The organism is Streptomyces sp. NPDC006872, assembly GCF_040635845.1.
GTDB lineage: Bacteria > Actinomycetota > Actinomycetes > Streptomycetales > Streptomycetaceae > Streptomyces.
This window is the reverse complement of the sequence record NZ_JBEYIL010000003.1, coordinates 384,852-403,900: the sequence shown is the minus strand read 5'-3', so window position 1 is coordinate 403,900 and position 19,049 is coordinate 384,852. Positions and strand designations below refer to the sequence as shown.

Genomic DNA, 19,049 nt, shown 5'->3' with positions numbered 1-19,049 from the left:
CATATAGGACCGATTCTGTCCTCCATGGGTGTCAGAGTGCCTTCACGGACGCGCGACCTGTCACGCGTCCCGCCACGCATCTCGTCACGTATCCCGTCACGATCGGAGCAACCCGATGAGCCGCCACATCCAGGTCACCTTCGACGCCCATGACCCGCGGGCGCTGTCGTCCTTCTGGCGCGACGCACTGGGCTACGTCCATCCCGCCCCGCCCGGGGTCGACCTGCCCGAGGGGTCCGACCCGCTGGCCGCGTGGGACGACTTCCTCGCGCGGATCGGCGTACCGAAGGAGGAACGCAACACGAGGTCTGCCATCGAGGACCCGGACGGACGCGGCCCGCGGGTGTTCTTCCAGCAGGTGCCGGAGGACAAGGTCGCCAAGAACCGCGTCCACCTCGACGTCCGTGCGGCTCCCGGGCTGGAGGGGGAGGAGCGGATGGCGGCGCTGGAGGCCGAATGCGACCGGCTCGTCGCACTGGGAGCGACGCGCGTACGCCGCCACGAGCCGGCTCCCCCGATGAGCGCGGGCTGGATCGTGCTGACCGACCCCGAGGGCAACGAGTTCTGCCTGGACTGACGCGAGGGAACCCCGTCCGCCCCGGACGGGGTTCCCTCGCCTCGCTACTGACCCCGGTAGAAGAAGACCGAACGCAGCTGGAGCCGGTCCGAGGCGGGACGGCCGTGCGGACGCAGGGTCCAGGTGTCGCCGGAGCAGTCGGGCTCGGTGAAGACGATCGCGAACTCGTCGGTGTCGTTGTGCGGGGCGAAGGCGGGCGAGGAGGCGTCCGGATCCGCGACTTCGGGAAGCGTGATGCACTCGCCGCTTGCCGGGTCGGAGAGGCTGACCGGCAGCGGCTGCCCGTCGAGACCGATGACCTTGTACCCGAAGGTGCCGGTCGCGGCCTGGGCAGGGGTGGCCAGAACGGCCGTGAGGGCGAGGGTCCCGCAGGCGGCGGCGAGGGAGTGCCGAAGACGCACGAAGTTTCTCGTTTCGTGAGAAGAGCCAGGTTCGCCTGCACCCTTGCCACCGGCTGCGCCCCCTACGCGACGATCAGCAGCGGGAAGGTTTCTCTGTCATCCGTTCGGCCCAGCGAACAGATCATCGGCGACGGTGGCATGGACAGCCCGCTCGGACCAGACGGTGAGCTGCTCGCGGACGTGATCAGGAACCTCGATGCCGCGCCAGCGCAGGATGCTCAGCGTCATTTCAACGCTCTTCTCGATCTTTCCCTGCTCGACGCCCTGCCCCCGCACCTCTTGGGCGAGCGGGTGCCGCCAGAAGTACTGCATCGTCGTCATCAGGTCCCTCCACATCTGCTTGGCCTGGGGGTCTGCCAGGCACGAGTCGACGTGATCAACGAGCTACGCCGCGTTCAGTTCGCACCAAACGAGCTTGCCCCCGTGCCCCATCCGGGACAGTGGCTGCCAGTGCCATAGGTCCGAGCAGGCCCGTACCAGCGCCATACCCCGGCCGCTTTCCGCCTCCCCGAGCGACTCCAACCTGCTTGGCGGGTCCGGCGGTTCGGGGTCCGCGTCCCAGGCACCGATCTGGAGGACGCCGTCCCGGAAGCGCAGCCGGAGGCAGGCCGGGCCCTTGGTGTGCAGGACGGCGTTGGAGACCAGCTCCGAGGCGAGGAGCTCGGCGGTGTCGATGAGGTGAGCGAGGCCGTTGACGGTGAGGACCGCGCGGAGGGTGTGGCGGGAGACGGTGACGGCTCTGGGGTCGATGGGGACGTAGAGGGAGTACTCCCAGGAGTCGGCGGCGGGGACGGTTTCGGGCATGGGTCGGCTCCAAGTTGGTGGGGGGTGGCTGGACGCGGTGGCAGTGCCGCAGCCGTCATGGCAGGACGGAACGGTGCGCTTCCGCAGAGTGAAGCTCGCGTCACCGACGGTAGATCTAAATATAGAGACGCGGCAAGCCGATCCCGTAATCTGAAGCCGAACGAGTCGCGCTCACGGGCGCGTTGAACCTAGGAGCGGTCGAGAGCTGTGAGGCGCGAAGCAACGGCACGCCAACTGCGTCTGGCGACTGAACTGCGCAGACTCCGCGAGGCGGCAGACCTCAACGCCCGCCAAGCGGCCGCGCTGCTCGGCGTGAGCCCCACCCAGATCACTCACATCGAGTCCGGACTCGCGGGCGTCAGCGAAGAGAGACTGCGTCGCCTTGCGTCCCACTACGCCTGCACGGACGGTGAGTTCATCGACGCCCTCGTCGCCATGGCCACCGACCGGACGCGTGGCTGGTGGGAGGAGTACCGAGGCCTGCTGCCGACATCGTTCCTGAACCTGTCCGAGCTGGATCACCACGCCACGTTCCACCGTGAGGTGGCGATCGTGTTCGTGCCCGGCCTGTTGCAGACGGAGGACTACGCTCGCGCCGTTTTCTCCTCCCGGGTCCCCGAACTCACCCCTGAGGAACTTGAGTTGCGCGTGCGCTATCGAATGGCCCGCCAGAAGAAGATCACCTCGTACGACGTCGTGATCCACGAAGCGGCACTGCGCATCAGAGTCAGCGACCGCAGCGCATCGAGGGTTCAACTCACACGGCTCGTGGAACTTTCCGAGGCGGACCACATCACTCTGCGCGTCGTCCCCTTCGACCTGGACGGCTTCTCCAGCGCTTCAGGCGCGATGACGTACGTGGGTGGCAGCCTGCCCAAACTGGACACGGTGGTGCGGGACGCACCGCACGGCACAGTTCTTGTCGACTCCGAGACTCAACTCGACGCCTATCGAACGCGCTTCCGTAGAGTGCAGGCTGCGTCACTCGAACCCAAACCGTCGCGCGACTTCATTCACAAGCTGGCCGACGAGCTTTGAGGAGCCGATGAATCTCCCCGACAACTGGCAGAAGTCCTCTCACTCCGGCGAAGGCGACGGCAACACCTGCCTCGAACTCGCCTCCACCTCCGCCACCCTCCACCTCCGCGAATCCGACGCCCCCGCCGTTGCCCTCACCGCACCCCCCGCCCCCCTCGCACATCTCCTTCACTCCATACGCACAGAAGCCCCCGGAATTGTGGCCTCCATCACAGCGCGCCCGGAACACCCCTGCTGAAGTGACCGAATGATCGGTCTTCTGCTTCGCGCGCTCCCGTTCTGGGTGCGCGAGCCTCTGCTCGTCGTCTTCGGCGTCGTCTTCAGCGGCTTCCTGTTCTACGCGGCCGTTCGCGACGACGAGTGGAAGATGGCCGCCCTCGGGGCCGCCGTGGTCCTGTTCACCGCCATCCGCGTGCACACCATGAACCGCGCGCTCAAAGCCCGTCGGCTGCTCAAGGACATCGAGGGCGCGCCGTCCGCGTGATCTCGTCCCCCACCGATACCTTTCCCGCCCGTCGCACGGCGAAGTACGCGCCGAAGGCGATGCCCTTGTCGGTGTCCGCGTCGTCGTCGGTGCCCCTCGTGCGGCGGTAGGTCGCCAGGGTGCGTAGGGGTTCCGGGCCGTCCCGGCGGCCGGTTTCCTGGTCGACCATCGTGATCGCGCAGCGGATCGTCCGTTCCGTGAAGGTGAGTTCGGTGTCGGCTATGGACAAGTGAGGCGCGTCGTCCTCGGTGTGAGGGGTGGGCCAGCCGTCGATGACCAGGTTGGGGCGGAAGCGGTTCATGGGGAGGGGCGCGGAACCGCGTTCGGTCAGGCGGTCGTTCAGGGCCGCCAGGGTGGCGCGGGAGATGACGTGCAGGCGGTTGCTGTTGCCTGCCGGAGGACTGACCCGGACCAGGGTGCTGGGGACGCCCAGAAGGTCGGTGAGCCAGGCGTTCGCCGCCGCGCCCTCCCCCTTGACCGGATCCCGACCCGGCGCGCTCAACGTCAGTTCGCCGTCGACGAGTTGCGGGGTGATCAGCGCCAGGCCCGGGTCGCCCCACTGCCAGCGGACGTCGCCCTTCTCGTCGAGGATCGCGTAGGCGCGGTCGTCGACGAGACCGCTCGGGGTCACCGTCGCCTCCGTCAGAGCGATGCCCGCACAGCCCTTCACCGGGTAATACGTGATGCCTGCCAGCCTCGCTGCCGTCATCCCTGACTCCCCCTCGCGCCTTCCCGGCTCTTCCCGTCCAAGAACTTTTTGCCGAACCCTGTGAGTCCGAACCGCTTCCCGCCCGTATTCCTGTGTGTCGGAGCCCACCGGGCAGCGACATAGCGGCGGATTCCCCGACCGGGCAGGAGGAACGGTGCAACTTTCGCGGAACGCGATGGGAACTCTCTTCGTGGGCGGCGCGATGACCCTCACGCTCGGAGCGCTCGCCTACCCATCGATGCTCGGGCTGGACACGGTGTCGACGTCCACCGACCGGATCATCGCCAACACCCAGTGGGGGCCGCTGACGGAAGGCGACCGCAACTTCGTCGTGGCGGTGCGCGCGGCCGGCCTGTGGGAGTACCCGGTCGGGCAGATCGGGCTCCAGAAGGGGCAGAGCAAGGCTGTTCTGATCGCGAGCCAGCACCTGATCGACGGGCACGCGGCGCTGGACGAGACCGTTCGCAAGATCGCGCCGATGCTGAACGTCACGATCCCCAACGTGGCGAGTCCGCAGCAGGAGGGGTTCGTCACCACCCTCAAGGCGGACCAGGGCAAGCAGTTCGACGTCGACTTCGCCAACATCCTGCGCCAGACGCACGGCTCCATCTTCAACACCGTGGCGAAGATCCGCTCGACGACGAAGAACACGCTGGTGCGCGCCCTGGCCGACCAGGCCAACGACACGGTGCTGGACCACATCACGGTGATGGAGAACACCGGTCTGGTCGACTTCGACACGACGCTGTTCAACCAGACCACGCCGCCGAAGCTGCCCAAGTCGGACATGACCCCGCCGGTCCCGCCCGCCGGTCAGCCGCTGGTCGTCCTGACCCCGCCGCCGAACGCCACGTCCACCCCGGTGGACCTCAGCGCGGCCGTGGGCGGTCAGCAGCAGCAGTCCCAGTAGGCGCTCTCAGCACCACCGCTCCTCACTCAGGCCAGCCAGACCGTCGTGTCCGGGGGGAGGGTTCCTCCTCCCGGTCCATGGTCGTCCAAAGGCATGCTGGTCAGGAGCACCTCCCCCGGTGGGAGCGGTACCGGTGCGTCCGACAGGTTCGTCATGCAGCGCCAGCCGTCCGAGCGGGCGAAGAACAGGACGCCCGGGGTGTTCGTCGTCCCGTGCCAGGTGAGCTCCTCGCCCGACAGCAGCTTGCGGCGCAGCCGCAGGGCCGTTCGGTAGAACTCCAGGGTGGAGCCTTCCACGCCGGTCTGCGCCTCGGCCGCATAGCGTGCGAAGTACGGCGGCTGCGGCAGCCATGCGCCGCCCGCGCCGAAGCCGTACGACGGTCCTGTCGTCGTCCAGGGCAGTGGCACCCGGCAGCCGTCCCGACCCTTGTCGGCGTGACCCGTCTGCTCCCAGAGGGGGTCCCGGAGGGCGTCCACGGGCAGATCCGCCACCTCGGGCAGACCCAGTTCCTCGCCCTGGTAGACGTACGACGATCCCGGCAGCGCCAGCATCAGCAGCGTCGCCGCTCGGGCCCGGCGCAGACCGGCCTGCTCGTCCACGCGCGGGACGGTGCCGTCGGAGAGCAGCCAGGCGTTGCGGTCCGTGCCCGGCGGGAGCATCAGGCGTGAGGGGTGGCGGACGACGTCGTGGTTGGAGAGCACCCAGGTGGCGGAGGCGCCGACCGCTCGGGCCGTGGCCAGGGAGTCGGTGATGACCTCACGGAGCTGCTCCGCGTCCCAACCCGCCTGCAGATACTCGAAGTTGAAGGCCTGGTTGAGTTCGTCCGGGCGGGCGTAGAGCGCTCGGCGGGCTCCCGGGACCCAGGCCTCGGCGACGGCCGTGCGGGGCGGGGTGTAGGAGTCGAGGATCGTGCGCCAGTCGCGGTAGATCTCGTGGACCTCGTCGCGGTCGTAGAAGGGGTGCGTGCCGGGCGGCAGGTGCGACAGGGCGTCCTCGCCGCTCGACTCCGGGCCGCCCAGGTCGCGTAGGGGCTCGGTGAGGTCCTTGGCCAGGGCGTGGGCGACGTCGATGCGGAAGCCGTCGACGCCTCGGTCGGACCAGAAGCGCAGGGTGGTGCGGAAGTCCTCGCGGACCTCCTCGTGGGACCAGTCGAGGTCCGGCTGCTCCCGGGTGAAGAGATGCAGGTACCACTGACCGTCGGAGATTCTCTGCCACGCGCTGCCGCCGAAGACCGACTGCCAGTCGGTGGGCGGGAGTTCGCCGCTCGAGCCGCGGCCCTCGCGGAAGACGTAGCGGTCGCGGGCCGGGGAGCCGGGGCCGGCCGCCAAGGCCTCCTGGAACCAGGGGTGCAGGTGGGAGGTGTGGTTGGGGACCAGGTCGACGATCACCTTCAGGCCGAGGCGGTGGGCCTCGGCGGCCAGCGCGTCGAAGTCGGCCAGGGTGCCCAGGCGCGGGTCGACGTCCCGGTAGTCGGCGACGTCGTAGCCGCCGTCGGCCAGCTCGGAGGGGTAGAAGGGCGAGAGCCAGAGGGCGTCCACGCCGAGGCCGGCCAGGTGGGGCAGCCGGTCGGCAACGCCTCGCAGGTCTCCGAGGCCGTCGCCGTCCGCGTCGGCGAAACTGCGCGGATAGACCTGGTAGACGACGGCCTGGCGCCACCAGTCGGGGTGGTGGGAGGAGAAGTCGGTCACGAACGGAATTCTGTCCAACTTGCCGGGAAAGCGAACCTGCGGGTCATTCGGAGTAGATCATTCCGTACCCGGTGGAAGTGCGGTGAACGTGTGACGCATTCTTGAACCCCCCGAGGTTTGACACAGGTTGACAGCGGTCTGACCTGCACACGACGATGACCTCACACTGCGACGCCCGTTACCAGAGGGCCCAGTGTTTCTCCTGAGTTTTCCTTCTGAGCTTGCTGTCTTCTGAGTTTTCCTCCTGATCTTTCTGATCTGACCAATCAGCCCTGGCGACTCGCCGAGTAGGGGATTCGCCAAGAATGGGATTCGCATGTCCATAGCGAGACGTGTCACCGTGCGCCGCCTGCTGGGGACGGGCGCCGCTTCGCTCACCCTGTGCGCCGCTTCCGTCGCCGCCGCGTCCGGCGCCTTCGCCGGTACCGGGACGCCCGGCGGCGACGGCTGGAAGTCCGGCGGCCAGTACCAGCCGGGGACCGGCGCGGGCACCGAGACGGGGACCGACCGCTGCCAGTTCTCGCTCGACGGCAAGAACTTCTTCGACTCCGTGCGGGTCGACGACCAGACCCTCAAGCCGAGCCAGGACGGCAAGATCCACATCACCGTCCGGGCGGCCGCGAACGCCGGCACCTGCACCGCCTCCCTCGCCTCCTACCTCGCCCACGGCGCCACCTTCGCCACCTCGGGCGAGCAGGTGTTCGTCGACTTCGACAGCGTGACGGTCAAGCCCGGCCAGACCGACACCCTCGACATCGCCGTGCCCGACGCGGGCTGCTACGCGCAGATCGACCTCTACCGGGGCGCGGTCAAGTTCGACGGCGAGCTCGACGCGAAGGACGGGTTCGTCCACGGCGAGCTGCCCAAGGGCCCGGACCGTCCGGTCATCAAGGACAAGCTGATCGCGGCCTGGAACGGCGGCACGAAGGACTGCACGGTCACCGAGGAGCCGCCGGCCAACAACCCGCCGACCGTTCCGTCCACGTCGCAGCCGCCCACCACTCCGGCCGCGAACACGCCGTCCGGCACTCCCTCCGGCTCGCCGTCCGGCAGCCCGTCGGAGAACACGTCGACGTCCCCGTCCCCCTCGGACTCGACGAGCCCGACCCCGTCCGCCTCCGAGTCGACGACCGCCCCGGCCCCGACGCCCAACGGCGGTGGCGGCGACCTCGCCGAGACCGGCGCCAACAGCGACACCCCGCTGATCGCGGGCGGCGCTGCGGCGCTGCTGGCGGGCGGCGCGGCCATCGTCGTCGCGACCCGCCGCCGCAAGGCCGCGACCCGCGCCTGACGCCTGCTCGTTCGATCGCCCCGGCACGCTCTTGGTGCCGGGGCGATCGCACGTTGCGGCCGGGGCCGCGTCCGCTCGAAAACCGGTGGAGCCGCGCCGCTGAGCGCCGCTACCGTGCTGCCGGACCAAGTCGTCTGGGCAAGGACGTGCCGTTGTACACCGTGTGAGACCTCCCGAGTGCTGATCTGTCGCGCGTCGCGCATGTGCGCCGCGCTGCTTTTTGCTGCGGACTTCTCACTGAAACCGGTGTACTTCTGTGCTCGAAAACTGGGTGGTCATGCCCACCTGCCTGCCGCTCGTGCTGCGCCGTTGCCATACGTGCGCGTCCGACCGCTTCCGGGCGAACGGCAAATTTCGCGTCAACGCAAACCACAAGCTCCTCGACGCCTGGCTCCTCGTGCTCTGCACCGGGTGCGGGGAAACGGCGAAGCTCACGGTCCTGGAGCGGATGCAGGTGCGCTCCGTACGACCTGAGCTGCTGGACCGGCTGCACGACAACGACCCCGCTCTGGCAGCCGAGTTGCTCCAGGATCCGGTCGTACGGCGGCGTAATCGCATCGCCCTCGACTGGGACGACGCCTGGCGCCTCGACACCGGCGGATCGGATCACCCGGACCGCGAGGTGAGCGAGGTGATCGATGCGAGCGAAGTGATCGACGTATCGGTCCGCTTCGCGGCCCGGATCCCGGTCCGGCCGGTGCGGCTGATCGCTGAAGGCTGCGGTCTTTCGCGGGCCGAGGTCGAGCGACTGCTCACGGAGGGGAGTCTCGTCTCGGCGGTCCGGCTGAGCGGCAAGCTCTCCGACGACTTCACCTTCACGCTCAAACGCTGAGCCCTGCCGTAGGTCCCCCAGGGCCGTAAGGGTCCTGGGGGACCTACGGATCCTAGGGGGACTACGGGTCCGCACAGCACGTTCTTTGGAAAGTCCGCGGCAACCCACAGCCGTCCTCGCTAACTTCCGCGAGGTGTACAACCAACGGACTGTCGCCGACGGCCTGCGGCTTGCCGTGCGCGCGTCCGTGTACGCCGTGCTGGGCGGCGCCGCGCTGCTCGCCATCGCGACCGTCGTGTCCGTCCTCGGACCGCTGCTCGCGCTCGACCTCTACACCCCGCCGGTGGCCGCCTGGTGGACGGTCTTCACCGCCGTCGCCGTCCAGGGCGTGCCGTTCCTCCTCCTCGGGACGGTCGTGTCGGCGGCGATCGGCGCCTTCGTCCCGGAGCGGGTGTTCCGTCGGCTCCTGCCGCGCAACCCCGCGCTCGCCGTGCCGGTCGCGGGGGTCGCCGGGGTCGTGCTGCCCGGCTGCGAGTGCGCCTCCGTTCCGGTGGCCGGGAGCCTGATGCGGCGCGGGGTCGCCCCGGCGGCCGCCCTCGCCTTTCTGCTCTCGGCGCCCGCGATCAACCCGGTCGTGCTCGTCGCGACCTCGATCGCCTTCCCCGGCCAGCCGAAGATGGTCCTGGCCCGGCTGCTCGCTTCGCTCGCCACGGCCGTGGTGATGGGCTGGCTGTGGGCGCGGTTCGGGAAGGAGAAGTGGCTGCGGCTGCCGAAGCCCCGGACGGCCGGGCAGGAGTCCCACGCCACCGGAGGAGCCCGCGCCTTCCTCACCGGCCTGCAGCACGACTTCCTCCACGCCGGCGGCTTCCTGGTGCTGGGCGCGGCGGCCGCGGCGACCTTCAACATCGTCGTCCCGCGCTCGGTCCTCGACGTCTTCACCGGCTCCCCGTGGCTCGCGGTGCCGCTGCTGGCCGTCCTGGCGGTCGTGCTGTGCGTGTGCAGCGAGGCCGACGCGTTCGTCGCCGCCTCCCTGAGCGCCTTCCCGCCCACCGCGCGGCTGGCGTTCATGGTGGTGGGCCCGATGGTCGACCTGAAGCTCATCGCCCTCCAGGCGGGCACCTTCGGCCGGTCCTTCGCCGTACGGTTCGCGTCGGCGACCTGGGTGGTCGCCCTGACCGTCAGCGTCCTCGTGGGGTGGTGGCTGCTGTGAGGCGGTACGGACCGGCGGCACTGCTCCTCCTCACCGGCGGGGCGGTCCTGCGGATCACCCTCGGCAGCGAGCTGTACCTGCGGTATGTGCAGGCGGGCCTACGTCCGTACCTCATCGTCTCGGGGGTCGCGCTGGTCCTGCTGGGCCTGGTGACGGCGGTCCTGCGCCACCGCACCCCGGAACACGACGATCACCACGAATCTCATGAACCCCACGAACCCCACGAATCCCACCTGGACGATGAGCAGGAGGTGGGCCACGAGGGGCACTCGCACGGCCCCGCCGGCCCCCGGGTGGCCTGGCTGCTCACCCTCCCCGCCCTCGCCCTCCTCCTCTTCCCGCCCCCCGCCCTCGGCTCCTACAGCGCCGGCCGCGAGGCCGCCCAGCGGGCCGCGCAGGGCGTCGGCGCCTTCCCGGCGCTCCCGGCCGGAAACCCGCTGACGCTCACCGTCGGCGAGTTCAGCTCACGCGCGATCTACGACAGCGAACGTTCGCTGACGGGCCGTACCGTCCGCCTGACCGGCTTCGTCACCCACGGCGACGACGGCGCCTGGTACGTCACCCGCCTCACCGTCACCTGCTGCGCCGCCGACGCCACCACCGGCAAGGTCGAGATCCGGGGCGCGGACGACGACGTCCTGCCCGCCGACACCTGGGTCACCGTCACCGGAACCTGGCTGCCGAAGGGCGAGCTCGGCTCCGACGCGGCCTGGCCGCCGCTGCTGACGGCGACGACGGTCACCCGGGTGAAGCAGCCGGCGGACCCCTACGAAAAGCCGTAGCGGCCGCCGATTCCCGGTTCACACCTGCACGCGCCCCTGCTTCCGGACGTCCTCGAGCCGCCGTACGCCGAGTTGCACGGCGGCCTGGGTCGCCGCGTTCGGGGCGTCGTCGAGGCCGCCGTTGGTGAGGCCGAAGGCGTCCTCGCCGGCCCGGACGGCGGCGACGTCCAGGGTGAGGACCGTCGGGTCGCCGCCGTTCTCCTCGGCGGTCGCCCAGACGGTCAGGCTCACCCGCAGGCCCTGGCGGACGTCGCCCACCTCCGGCAGCGGCAGCTCGGAGACCTGCACGTCCAGCACGGTGTCGCCGGTCGCCTCGGCCGTGAACCGGGCGCACTTCTGGGGCATCGTCTTCAGCCAGGCCAGCTTGCGGTCGACGTCCGCCGGGCGGTTGCCGGTGAGCTGGTAGCGGAGCTGGGCGCCGGCGTCGGGGTCGTCGAGTGCGACGACCGCGCGGGCGGGGCCGCCGAGCAGTTCGTCGGCGTAGAGGTCGTCCAGGAGCTTCTGGCAGTCGGCGGTGGGGGTGGTCGCCTTCAGCATCCCGTCCCGCCAGGTGGCCGCGCCGTGGGTGGGGGTCCAGGGCGCGCCGAGGTCGGTCTCGGTGATGAGAGCGGCCTGCGCCTGCGCCTCGGTGAGCACGGGCGCGGTGGTCGGCGCGGTCGGCTTGGCCGAGGACCGCACGACGGTCGGCGTGGCGGGCGCGGCGGTCGGGGGATGCTCCAGCCCGAGGGTGGCGCAGCCGGTGAGGACGCCGAGGAGCAGTGCGGAGGAGGCCAGGAGGGTACGACGGCTCATCGGGGGATGCCTCCAGAAGTGCGCGCGGGGTCGTGCCGGGCTGCCTCCTCTCACGGCAACACCGGTACTACGCCCCGACCAGCGCGGCGGGCCGTACGGGTTACCTACGTTGCTGCGACCGAGTGGGCCACCGGGCATCGACCGGGCTCGGGGACGCGGCGGGGCGGTGCTTGGCGGGGACGGGGAAGCGCGGGCGCACGTGAGGGGGCGGCCGCCGGTGCGCTACCGGGCTGCCGATGTGCGTCGCCGGGGCGGGGTGCGGGGGTGTGGCGGCCGGTACGGCTGCGGTCGGTGGGGGTTGGGGAGTGGGGCGGGCGGCCGTCGTCTCAGGGAGGCGGGGGCGGGTGCGGGGGACTGGGCTGTGGGAAGGATCGTGTCCGCATAGGGTCGGGAACGACCGGGTTGGTGTGCGGAAGGAGTCCTTACGTGACCGAGCAGAGCAGCGAGCTGCCCATCCCCGTGATCATCGACTGCGACACCGGCGTCGACGACGCCCTCGCCCTGCTGTTCGCCGTACGCCATCCCGGCCTGGACGTGCGGGCGGTGACCTGCGTCGCCGGGAACACGGACGTGGACGGCGTCGTCCGCAACACGCTGACCGTGCTGGAGCACGCGGGCGCCGGCGACATCCCGGTCGCCCGGGGCGCCGAGCGCCCGCTGATCGAGCCCGCCCGTTCGGCGTCGCATGTGCACGGACAGGACGGCATGGGCGACCTGGGCCTGCCCGCCCCGACCCGCCGCCCGGTCGACGTGGACGCCGTCACCCTGCTGCGCCGCGAGATCCTGGCCTCCCCGCGCCCGGTCACCCTGATCCCCACCGCCCCGCTGACGAACATCGCCCTCCTGCTGCGCACCCACCCGGAGGTGACCCGCAACATCGAGCGGATCGTGTTCATGGGCGGCGCGGTGACGACCGGGAACGCCACCCCGGTCGCGGAGTTCAACGTCTGGCACGACCCGGAGGCGGCGGCGGTCCTGCTCACCGCGGGCGTGCCGATCACGATGTACGGCCTGGACGTGTTCACCCGGGTCCTGGTCCCGGCGGCGGACGTGGCCCGGCTGCGGGCGAGTTCGGAGCCCCGGCTGCGGCTGGCCGGCGAACTGCTCGCCCACCGCGACCCGGCCACCTCCGGCGACCCCACCCCCACCGGCGGTCTCGGCGACGCGGGCGCGGTCTGCGCGGTGGCCGACCCGGCGGGCCTGACCACCGAACGCCTCCCGGTCGAGGTCTCCCTCGCCGCCGGCCCGTCCCGCGGCCAGACGATCGTCGACCGCCGCCCCCGCCACGGCGAGTCCGAGATCCACGACGGCATCCGCGAACAGGCCCTGGTGGACGTGGCGTTGGACGTGGACGTGGAACGCTACGTAAAGCTGTGGCTGACGACCCTGGAGGGCCCCTAGGCGTCTGGGTGCCGGGTACCCATCTGCTCAGTGCTCGCGCGGTCGCGCCGGGGCGCGGCGCAGCGACGCGAGGAGGCGGTCGAGGTCTCCGCGTGCCGTGTACGTGCGGATCGGGTCGATGTAGTCGCGTGACTCGATGATCCGACCGTCCCGGATCCGCATGACGAAGACGCAGGGCACCTTGGCCGGGGAGCCGTCCGGCGACATGAACTCATAGGCGAACTCGGCGACGATCACCTCTGGGTCCGCGGTCTCGTGCACGACGACATCGACGACCCGCCTCTTCGGCAAGGACTCCCGGGCCTCCGGCGGCACCGTGAAGTGCTCCCGGAGCGCACTGCGACTCGTCAACGGCTCGGACTGCGGCGTCGCCATCGGATGGCGGACATCGGTGACCTCGCCGTACAGGTCGGGCAACTCGTCGAAGTTCCCGTCGGCGACCCCGTGAACAAGCCGGAGAAACACCTCGCGCGGGCTCGGGCTCGGGCTCACAGCGTCTCTCCCATCCGTTGTCGTACGGCTACAGCGGCGGCTGGGCCGGGGCCGGGCCCAGGGTTGTCGTGCCCGGGGCCGTGCGGTGGCCGAGGCCGGTGCGGTAGGCGTCCAGGGCGGCCTCGACGCGGCCGGTGCGGCGCAGCAGGTCGCCCAGCAGACGGCAGAGGTCGGCGAGGTCGCCCGCCGCGCCCGCACGCTCCAGGAGGCTGAGGGCGCGCACGTAGTGCTCCTCGGCGGCCTCCGTGTCGCGGGCGTCCTCGGCGATGATGCCGAGCAGCCGGTGCGCGCCCGCGGAGTGCACGGCGCCGCGCTCGGGGGAGAGGTCGCCGAGGACGTCGTGCAGCAGGGCGGCGGCCTCGTCGGACTTGCCCCTGCGGTGCAGTACGTCGGCCAGTTCGACGGCGACCTGGCTGCTGTAGAGGGCGGCGCGCTGGGCCGAGAGCATGGCCTGCGCCTGCTTCAACTCGTCCTCGGCGCACTCCAGTTCGCCGTTCTGCGCGTACACGTAGCCGCGCATCCAGTGGCAGTTGGCGAGTTCGGTGCGCAGCTGGAGCTGGCGGTAGAGCTCGGCGGCCTTGGCCAGCGAGGCGTCGGCCTCGGCCAGGCGGCCCTCGGCCAGGAGGGTGCGAGCCACGGAGCGGTGCATACGGGCGACGAGCGCGGGGTCGCCGACCTGGGGCGCGAGGGCGAGGGCGAACTCGGCGGCCTGTGCGGCGCGGGCCGCCGCGCCCATGTCCATGTACGGGCCGATGATGGAGGCGTAGAGCAGCAGCAGCGCGTCCGGGTCGTGCAGTCCGCCCCGGTTGAGCTCGTCGAGCGTGGACTCCAGCAGGTAGACGGCGTACCGGAGTTCACCGGCGAGGTAGTGGGAGACGGCGCGGCCGCGCAGGGCCGGGACGCGGGCCGGGAGCGGGGCGTCGGCGAGTACGGCCTCGGCGCGCTCGAAGCAGCGGCGGGCCGCGTCCAGGTCACCCGTGTCGATCCCGCACTCGCCGAGCCCGAGCAGTGCGGTGGCCTGCTCCTCGGCCAGGCCGTGCTGCTCCGCCTCCGCGAGCAGCTCGGTGTACTGCCGTGCCGCCTCCTCGGCCTCGCCGGTGGCCAGCGCCCGCTGGGCCTCGGTGAGGCGCAGCCGCAGGTCGGTGACCAGCCGGGCGGGCCGGCCGGTCGCCAGCTCCTCGAAGTCGACGCCGAGCCGCTCGGCGATGTGCTTGAGCGCCTCGTCGGAGGGCCGCACCCGGCCTGCCTCCAGCGTGGACACATAGGCAGGGGTGTAGGTCGGCTCGGCCAACTGCCGTTGTGTCAGGCCCCGTTCGACGCGCAACCGCTGCACCCGCCGGCCGACGACCTCCGGTTCGTCCCGCTCTCCCACGCTCGACTCCCCCAACTCCCCCTGTGCCTCTTGCCGTTGGACTATCTCAGCCCCTAGGTTAAACAGCGAGTTAAGCACGCTTAATGGCTTGCTGACGTGAGTATCGCAGTCGCCGACGTTGCGAGGTAGCCGTGCCCGGACGCACAGCCGCACGCCCTTCCGCACGCCCTTCCGCGCCCTACGTCAGGGCCGTCGCCGCAGCGCTCCTGGCTGTCACGGCCCTGATCACCGCCGCCAACGCGGGCCCGGCAAGGGCCACCGACTCCGCGCCGGCCTCACAGCACGAGACGACCGAGCGGCGCTAGGCGGTGTCCCAGGAGGAACGTGACGCCAGGCTGGGCCTCACCGGTCTGACCGGTGCGGAGCGGGAGGCTCGCCTACGCCTGCTGAGGGAGCAGATCGACCGGGAGGTCGCCGCGGCGCGGGCCGCGCTGCGGGCCCGGCGGGCCGAGCGGGCCGAGCGCACAGGGCAGGGCGAAGACCCGTCCTAGACCAGTCCTAGGCCGTGTCCGACCTAGCGCGCGATGTCGGCGACGCCCTTCCGGCCGCAGACCTTCCGGTGGGCCGCGTCCGGTACGTAGGTGCGCCACTGGGACGGCGTCAGCTCGGTGTCGCCCGCGCGGAGGCAGACGCGGGCCACGGCGCGGTCCGGGTCCACGGCGTAGCGCTGGATCGGGACGTGCCGAGCCCCGGCGTACAGGGTGGTGTCGTCCCCGCTGAAGGCGAGGGTCTCGACGGCCTCGCCGGGGGTGGGCAGGGGGCCGCCCAGGGGTTGTTGGGTGGCCGTGTCCCAGAGTTGGAGGGTGCCCGCGTCGCCGCCGACGGCAAGAGTGCGGCCGTCCGGGCTGAGGGCGAGGGCGCTGACGGCCTCCGGGGTGTCGCCGAGCGGCGCGGGGAAGACGTTGCGCAGGACGCCCGAGCGGTGGCGCAGGTCGCCGTCCCACAGGGCGACCCGGCCGGTCTTGTCGCCCGCCGCCAGTCCGCTGCCGCCGGGGCTGAAGGCGAGCGCGTTGATCTCCTCGCCCTGGACGAGGTCCTTCGGCGTGCCCGTGCCGCCGGGCAGCCGGGCGGAGCGGTTGTCGCCGACCAGCAGCCCGCCGTCGGGGCGGACGGCGAGGTGGAGGCCGGCCAGGTCGGAGCCGGTGACGACGCTCTTGCGGCGATGGCTCGCGGTGTCCCACGCCTCGTTGCTCAGCGTGCCGATGTCCGGGGTGCGGGTGGTGTAGAGGGTGCGGCCGCCGGCGTCCAGGGCGAGGGTGACGACGGCGGTGCCGGCCGCGGACGTCGACAGGTCCAGGGAGCTCTGCCGCCAGTCGTGGTGGACGTCCCAGACGGTGAAGCGCTGCGGGGACGCCTGCCGGCCGGCGACCGCGATGCCGTAGGCGAAGGAGCCGCCGTCGGGGCTGAAGGTCATGAGCGGGGCCGTGTCCTGCGGGACGACCGGCAGGGCGGGGTCGTCGGAGACGGGCATCGAGGGGGCGGGGAGGGCGCGCAGGAGTCTGCCGTCCCGGGTGTCGTGCAGTTCGAAGCGGTAGCGGCTGCCCGAGCGCCGGGCGGTGGCCAGGGTGCGGCCGTCGGGGCTGAGCAGGACGCCGTCCAGGGGCTGTTCGCGCCACTGGGAGGTCATGGCGGTCGTGAGGTCGAGGGTGTGGACGGTGCCGCCCTCGAGGTAGCGCAGGAAGGGCCGGTCGGGGTCCCAGGCGAGGCAGTCGTAGACGTGCTGGTTGTTGAGCGGGTACCGGAAGACGGGGGCGTCGGGCTTCGACAGCCGCCAGATCCGGATCTCGTCGGCGCCGCCCGTCGCCAGGAAGGCCCCGTCCTTGCTGAGGGAGGCGTACTGCACGCCCTGGTCGGCGACCTCGCCGACCAGCCGTCCTGACGGGATGTCCCAGACGTGGACCCCGGTCGGGGCGACCACGGCGAACCGGTCCGGGCTGCCGTAGCCGTACGCCGCCATCGTCGTGTCGCTGTCGCAGAGGGCGCCCGCCTTCTCCCAGTCGCCGGGCAGCGTGCGGTGGGCGGCCGTGTCCCACACCTGGGGGGCATGGCCGGTCGGGCAGACGACCACCTTGCCGTCGTCGGCGCTCGGCATCACGTTCGTCCGGTCGGCGTCCCGGGTCTCGAACAGCAGCCGGTCGTCCGTGAGGGAGCGCAGCTGCACGCCGTCCTCGTACGTCCGGCCGAGCAGGTAGGCGCGGCCGCTCGGGGCGAGGCCGATGTCGTGGTCGCCGGTGGTCCGCCCGGCCTTCGCCCAGGTCCCGGCGGCCGTGTCCCACAGCCGCACGCCCTCGTCGTCGGAGAGCGCGAGGATCCGGCCGTCCGGTCCGGCCGCGAGCGCGTCGCCCGCCGGGAGGCTGCCCCGGCCGGTACGACGGTGGGTGGCCACGTCCCAGGTCTGCCAGACCCGGCCGCCCACGCCGAGCAGCGTCCGCCCGGAGTCGACGAGGAAGCGCCGCTCGCTGTAACCGGAGGCGGGGTCGGTGAAGGCGTCCGGCTCCGGCTGGGCGAGCGAGCCGAGCAGGGCTCGGCGGGTCTCCGGCAGCGGGGCGATCCGCCACGCGGCGACCCCGAGCAGCAGCGCGGCCCGCGGGTCGGTCGTGCGCAGTCCGTCGGCGACGGCGGCGATCCGGCGGGCGGTGTTCTGCGTGCGCTGCCGGTCGTTGTCCCGATGCTGCTCGAACGCGGCCAGGACGACCACCAGACACACCGCCAGCACCCCGGAGAGCGCTCCCACCAGCATCCGGCCCCGGCGCCTGGACCGGGCCGCGGCCAGCCGCTCCGCCTCCCGGGCGTCGAACGCGGCGAGGAGGAACGACCGCTCGACGGCGGTCAGCCCCGGGTCGGTCGCATGGTCGGGGAAGAGTTCCTCCGCCCGCGCCAGCCGGCTGCCCCGGTACAGCGCGCCCGGGTCGCGGTCGTGCTCCAGCCAGGCGTGCGCGCCCTCGCTGAGCCGACGGTGGTGTCTGAGCCGCTCCCGGTCCTCCTCGACCCAGCCGTGCAGCCGGGGCCAGCAGCCGATCAGGGCCTCGTGGGCGAGATGGACGCCGTCCTCGTCGGCCGTCAGCAGCCGGGCGACGGCCAGCCGTTCCAGCACCACCGGGGCCTCGGGGTCCGCGTACTCCCTGAGCTCGGCCCGGGTCAGCGGGCGGCGGGTGTCCGGCGTCCCCTGCCCCGGCTCCACCATCCGCAGCAGCAGCCGGCGGGCGGTGTGCGCCTGCGCCGGGGAGAGCTGCCGGTACACCTCCTCGGCGCTCGCCGCGATCGCGCCGCTGACCCCGCCGACCGCCTCGTAGGCGGCCAGCGTCAGCATCCGCCCCTTGCGCCGCCGCCAGGTCTCCAGCAGCGCGTGCGACAGCATCGGCAGCGCGCCGGGCTGGTCCAGGACCTCCTCGACGATCCGCGCGGTCAGCTCCCGCTCCACGAGCAGCCCCGCCGCCTGCGCGGGCCGCACCACCGTCTCCCGCAGCTCGTCCGCCGACATCGGGCCGACCAGCAGCGCGGACGACCGCAACGCGTCCGCCAGCCCCCGGTGCTCGGCGCACCGGGCGTAGAAGTCCGCGCGGACGGCGACCAGCACCTTCAGCCGGGAGGCCGGGTCCCGCGCGGCCAGCAGCAGCTCCAGGAAGCGGGCCCGCTCCTCGGGGTCCCGGCAGAGGGTGAAGACCTCCTCGAACTGGTCGACGACCACCCAGGCCTCCGGCTCGCCCTCCGCCGGGGCCAGCAGATGCCCGTACGTGGCGGCCGGCCGCGGCCCGGGTGTGAGCACCCGCAGCACCGCAGGACCCCCGAGCTCCGCGATCTTCTCCCGCAGCCGGGGAATCAACCCCGCCCTCAGCAGCGACGACTTCCCGCTCCCCGAGGCCCCGAACAGCACCGCGAACCGGTGCTCGCCGCACACCAGCCCCTGCACCTCGTCGAGCAGCCGGTCCCGGCCGAAGAACAGCGCACGGTCGTCCGGCTCGAACCGGGCCAGCCCCCGGTACGGCGGGGTCGCCTCCCCCTCGTCGTCGGCCGCGGCCTGGGCGAGTTCGGCCTCGGCCTCCTTCCACCGGGGCTCCCACTCCCCGGGATCCGCCCCGCAGGCCCGCGCATACCCCTGGACCACCGCGAGCGACGGCAGCCGCTCGCCGGCCGCCGCCTGCGAGAGCGTCGTCGCGGAGAAACCGGCCGTCTTCGCCATCGTGCGGTACGAGGGGGAGCCGGCGGACGCGCGCAGCTCACGGAGGTCGTTCGCAAGGCGTTGCACGGGACCGGCCTTGGGGTCCAAGGGTCGTTCGGGGCGTCCCACGGGCTCAAACTACGTTTCGTCGTGATCCGTCGTACACC

Annotated in this window: 20 protein-coding genes; 11 read left to right on the top strand and 9 right to left on the bottom strand. The window is 71.8% G+C overall.

Going from position 1 to position 19,049, the window contains the following annotated elements; genetic code table 11:
• Positions 1 to 115 precede the first annotated feature (115 nt).
• A complete protein-coding gene (locus ABZ725_RS10830) occupies positions 116 to 577 on the top strand; it encodes a VOC family protein (RefSeq protein WP_358802361.1) in 462 nt (153 codons plus the stop codon).
• 44 nt (positions 578 to 621) lie between these two features.
• Here the strand turns inward: ABZ725_RS10830 and ABZ725_RS10825 are convergent, their stop codons facing one another.
• The 3 genes from ABZ725_RS10825 to ABZ725_RS10815 all read right to left on the bottom strand — a co-directional run bounded on the left by ABZ725_RS10825 (position 622) and on the right by ABZ725_RS10815 (position 1,782).
• Positions 622 to 978 (bottom strand): hypothetical protein, encoded by a 357-nt coding sequence (locus ABZ725_RS10825; RefSeq protein WP_358802360.1) that lies wholly within the window; start codon positions 976 to 978, stop codon positions 622 to 624.
• Between the two features lie 96 nt (positions 979 to 1,074).
• The gene (locus ABZ725_RS10820; RefSeq protein WP_358802359.1) at positions 1,075 to 1,299 is read right to left on the bottom strand and encodes a hypothetical protein; all 225 of its coding nucleotides are present in this window, start codon (positions 1,297 to 1,299) and stop codon (positions 1,075 to 1,077) included.
• Between the two features lie 63 nt (positions 1,300 to 1,362).
• Entirely contained in the window at positions 1,363 to 1,782 is a 420-nt protein-coding gene (locus ABZ725_RS10815; protein WP_358802358.1) for an ATP-binding protein, read from the bottom strand.
• 207 nt (positions 1,783 to 1,989) lie between these two features.
• Between ABZ725_RS10815 and ABZ725_RS10810 the strand changes: the two genes are divergently transcribed.
• From ABZ725_RS10810 to ABZ725_RS10800, 3 genes are read left to right on the top strand one after another with little or no spacing between them, the layout of a single operon-like run.
• The gene (locus ABZ725_RS10810; protein ID WP_358802357.1) at positions 1,990 to 2,820 is read left to right on the top strand and encodes a helix-turn-helix transcriptional regulator; all 831 of its coding nucleotides are present in this window, start codon (positions 1,990 to 1,992) and stop codon (positions 2,818 to 2,820) included.
• Between the two features lie 7 nt (positions 2,821 to 2,827).
• Positions 2,828 to 3,058: a DUF397 domain-containing protein gene (locus ABZ725_RS10805; RefSeq protein WP_358802356.1), complete on the top strand. Its 231-nt coding sequence runs from the start codon at positions 2,828 to 2,830 to the stop codon at positions 3,056 to 3,058.
• Between the two features lie 9 nt (positions 3,059 to 3,067).
• On the top strand, positions 3,068 to 3,304 hold the full coding sequence (locus ABZ725_RS10800) for a hypothetical protein (protein ID WP_358802355.1): 237 nt from the start codon (positions 3,068 to 3,070) through the stop codon (positions 3,302 to 3,304).
• Here ABZ725_RS10800 and ABZ725_RS10795 read toward each other — a convergent pair.
• The gene (locus ABZ725_RS10795; RefSeq protein ID WP_358802354.1) at positions 3,273 to 4,013 is read right to left on the bottom strand and encodes an MOSC N-terminal beta barrel domain-containing protein; all 741 of its coding nucleotides are present in this window, start codon (positions 4,011 to 4,013) and stop codon (positions 3,273 to 3,275) included. The two genes, ABZ725_RS10800 and ABZ725_RS10795, sit on opposite strands and share 32 nt — an antisense overlap.
• Before the next feature lie 175 nt (positions 4,014 to 4,188).
• On the opposite strand from ABZ725_RS10795, the gene ABZ725_RS10790 reads away from it, so the two are divergent.
• Complete coding sequence (locus ABZ725_RS10790; protein ID WP_358802750.1) at positions 4,189 to 4,923, top strand: DUF4142 domain-containing protein; 735 nt, start codon at positions 4,189 to 4,191, stop codon at positions 4,921 to 4,923.
• A gap of 26 nt (positions 4,924 to 4,949) precedes the next feature.
• On the opposite strand, the gene ABZ725_RS10785 is transcribed toward ABZ725_RS10790, so the two are convergent.
• A complete protein-coding gene (locus tag ABZ725_RS10785) occupies positions 4,950 to 6,611 on the bottom strand; it encodes a glycoside hydrolase family 13 protein (protein ID WP_358802353.1) in 1,662 nt (553 codons plus the stop codon).
• Positions 6,612 to 6,927: 316 nt separating this feature from the next.
• Here ABZ725_RS10785 and ABZ725_RS10780 point away from each other — a divergent pair, with 316 nt between their 5' ends.
• From ABZ725_RS10780 to ABZ725_RS10765, 4 genes are all read left to right on the top strand, one after another.
• Positions 6,928 to 7,902, top strand: coding sequence for an LAETG motif-containing sortase-dependent surface protein (locus ABZ725_RS10780; RefSeq protein WP_358802352.1), 975 nt, complete (start codon positions 6,928 to 6,930; stop codon positions 7,900 to 7,902).
• 256 nt (positions 7,903 to 8,158) lie between these two features.
• Positions 8,159 to 8,734: a DUF1062 domain-containing protein gene (locus ABZ725_RS10775; RefSeq protein ID WP_358802351.1), complete on the top strand. Its 576-nt coding sequence runs from the start codon at positions 8,159 to 8,161 to the stop codon at positions 8,732 to 8,734.
• A 133-nt stretch (positions 8,735 to 8,867) separates the two neighbouring features.
• Positions 8,868 to 9,884, top strand: coding sequence for a permease (locus ABZ725_RS10770; RefSeq protein WP_358802350.1), 1,017 nt, complete (start codon positions 8,868 to 8,870; stop codon positions 9,882 to 9,884).
• Positions 9,881 to 10,666, top strand: a complete 786-nt coding sequence (locus ABZ725_RS10765) for a TIGR03943 family protein (RefSeq protein WP_358802349.1) — start codon at positions 9,881 to 9,883, stop codon at positions 10,664 to 10,666. The genes ABZ725_RS10770 and ABZ725_RS10765 overlap by 4 nt, the downstream gene beginning before the upstream one ends.
• An 18-nt stretch (positions 10,667 to 10,684) precedes the next feature.
• On the opposite strand, the gene ABZ725_RS10760 is transcribed toward ABZ725_RS10765, so the two are convergent.
• The gene (locus tag ABZ725_RS10760; RefSeq protein WP_358802348.1) at positions 10,685 to 11,458 is read right to left on the bottom strand and encodes a hypothetical protein; all 774 of its coding nucleotides are present in this window, start codon (positions 11,456 to 11,458) and stop codon (positions 10,685 to 10,687) included.
• 426 nt (positions 11,459 to 11,884) lie between these two features.
• On the opposite strand from ABZ725_RS10760, the gene ABZ725_RS10755 reads away from it, so the two are divergent.
• The gene (locus ABZ725_RS10755) at positions 11,885 to 12,859 is read left to right on the top strand and encodes a nucleoside hydrolase (RefSeq protein WP_358802347.1); all 975 of its coding nucleotides are present in this window, start codon (positions 11,885 to 11,887) and stop codon (positions 12,857 to 12,859) included.
• Positions 12,860 to 12,886: 27 nt separating this feature from the next.
• Here the strand turns inward: ABZ725_RS10755 and ABZ725_RS10750 are convergent, their stop codons facing one another.
• Both ABZ725_RS10750 and ABZ725_RS10745 read right to left on the bottom strand, forming a co-directional pair.
• Entirely contained in the window at positions 12,887 to 13,351 is a 465-nt protein-coding gene (locus tag ABZ725_RS10750; protein ID WP_358802346.1) for a nuclear transport factor 2 family protein, read from the bottom strand.
• 28 nt (positions 13,352 to 13,379) lie between these two features.
• Positions 13,380 to 14,723, bottom strand: a complete 1,344-nt coding sequence (locus ABZ725_RS10745) for a helix-turn-helix domain-containing protein (RefSeq protein WP_358802345.1) — start codon at positions 14,721 to 14,723, stop codon at positions 13,380 to 13,382.
• A 308-nt stretch (positions 14,724 to 15,031) separates the two neighbouring features.
• Between ABZ725_RS10745 and ABZ725_RS10740 the strand changes: the two genes are divergently transcribed.
• Entirely contained in the window at positions 15,032 to 15,214 is a 183-nt protein-coding gene (locus ABZ725_RS10740; RefSeq protein ID WP_358802344.1) for a hypothetical protein, read from the top strand.
• 23 nt (positions 15,215 to 15,237) lie between these two features.
• On the opposite strand, the gene ABZ725_RS10735 is transcribed toward ABZ725_RS10740, so the two are convergent.
• Entirely contained in the window at positions 15,238 to 19,011 is a 3,774-nt protein-coding gene (locus ABZ725_RS10735; protein ID WP_358802343.1) for a hypothetical protein, read from the bottom strand.
• Positions 19,012 to 19,049: the final 38 nt, after the last annotated feature.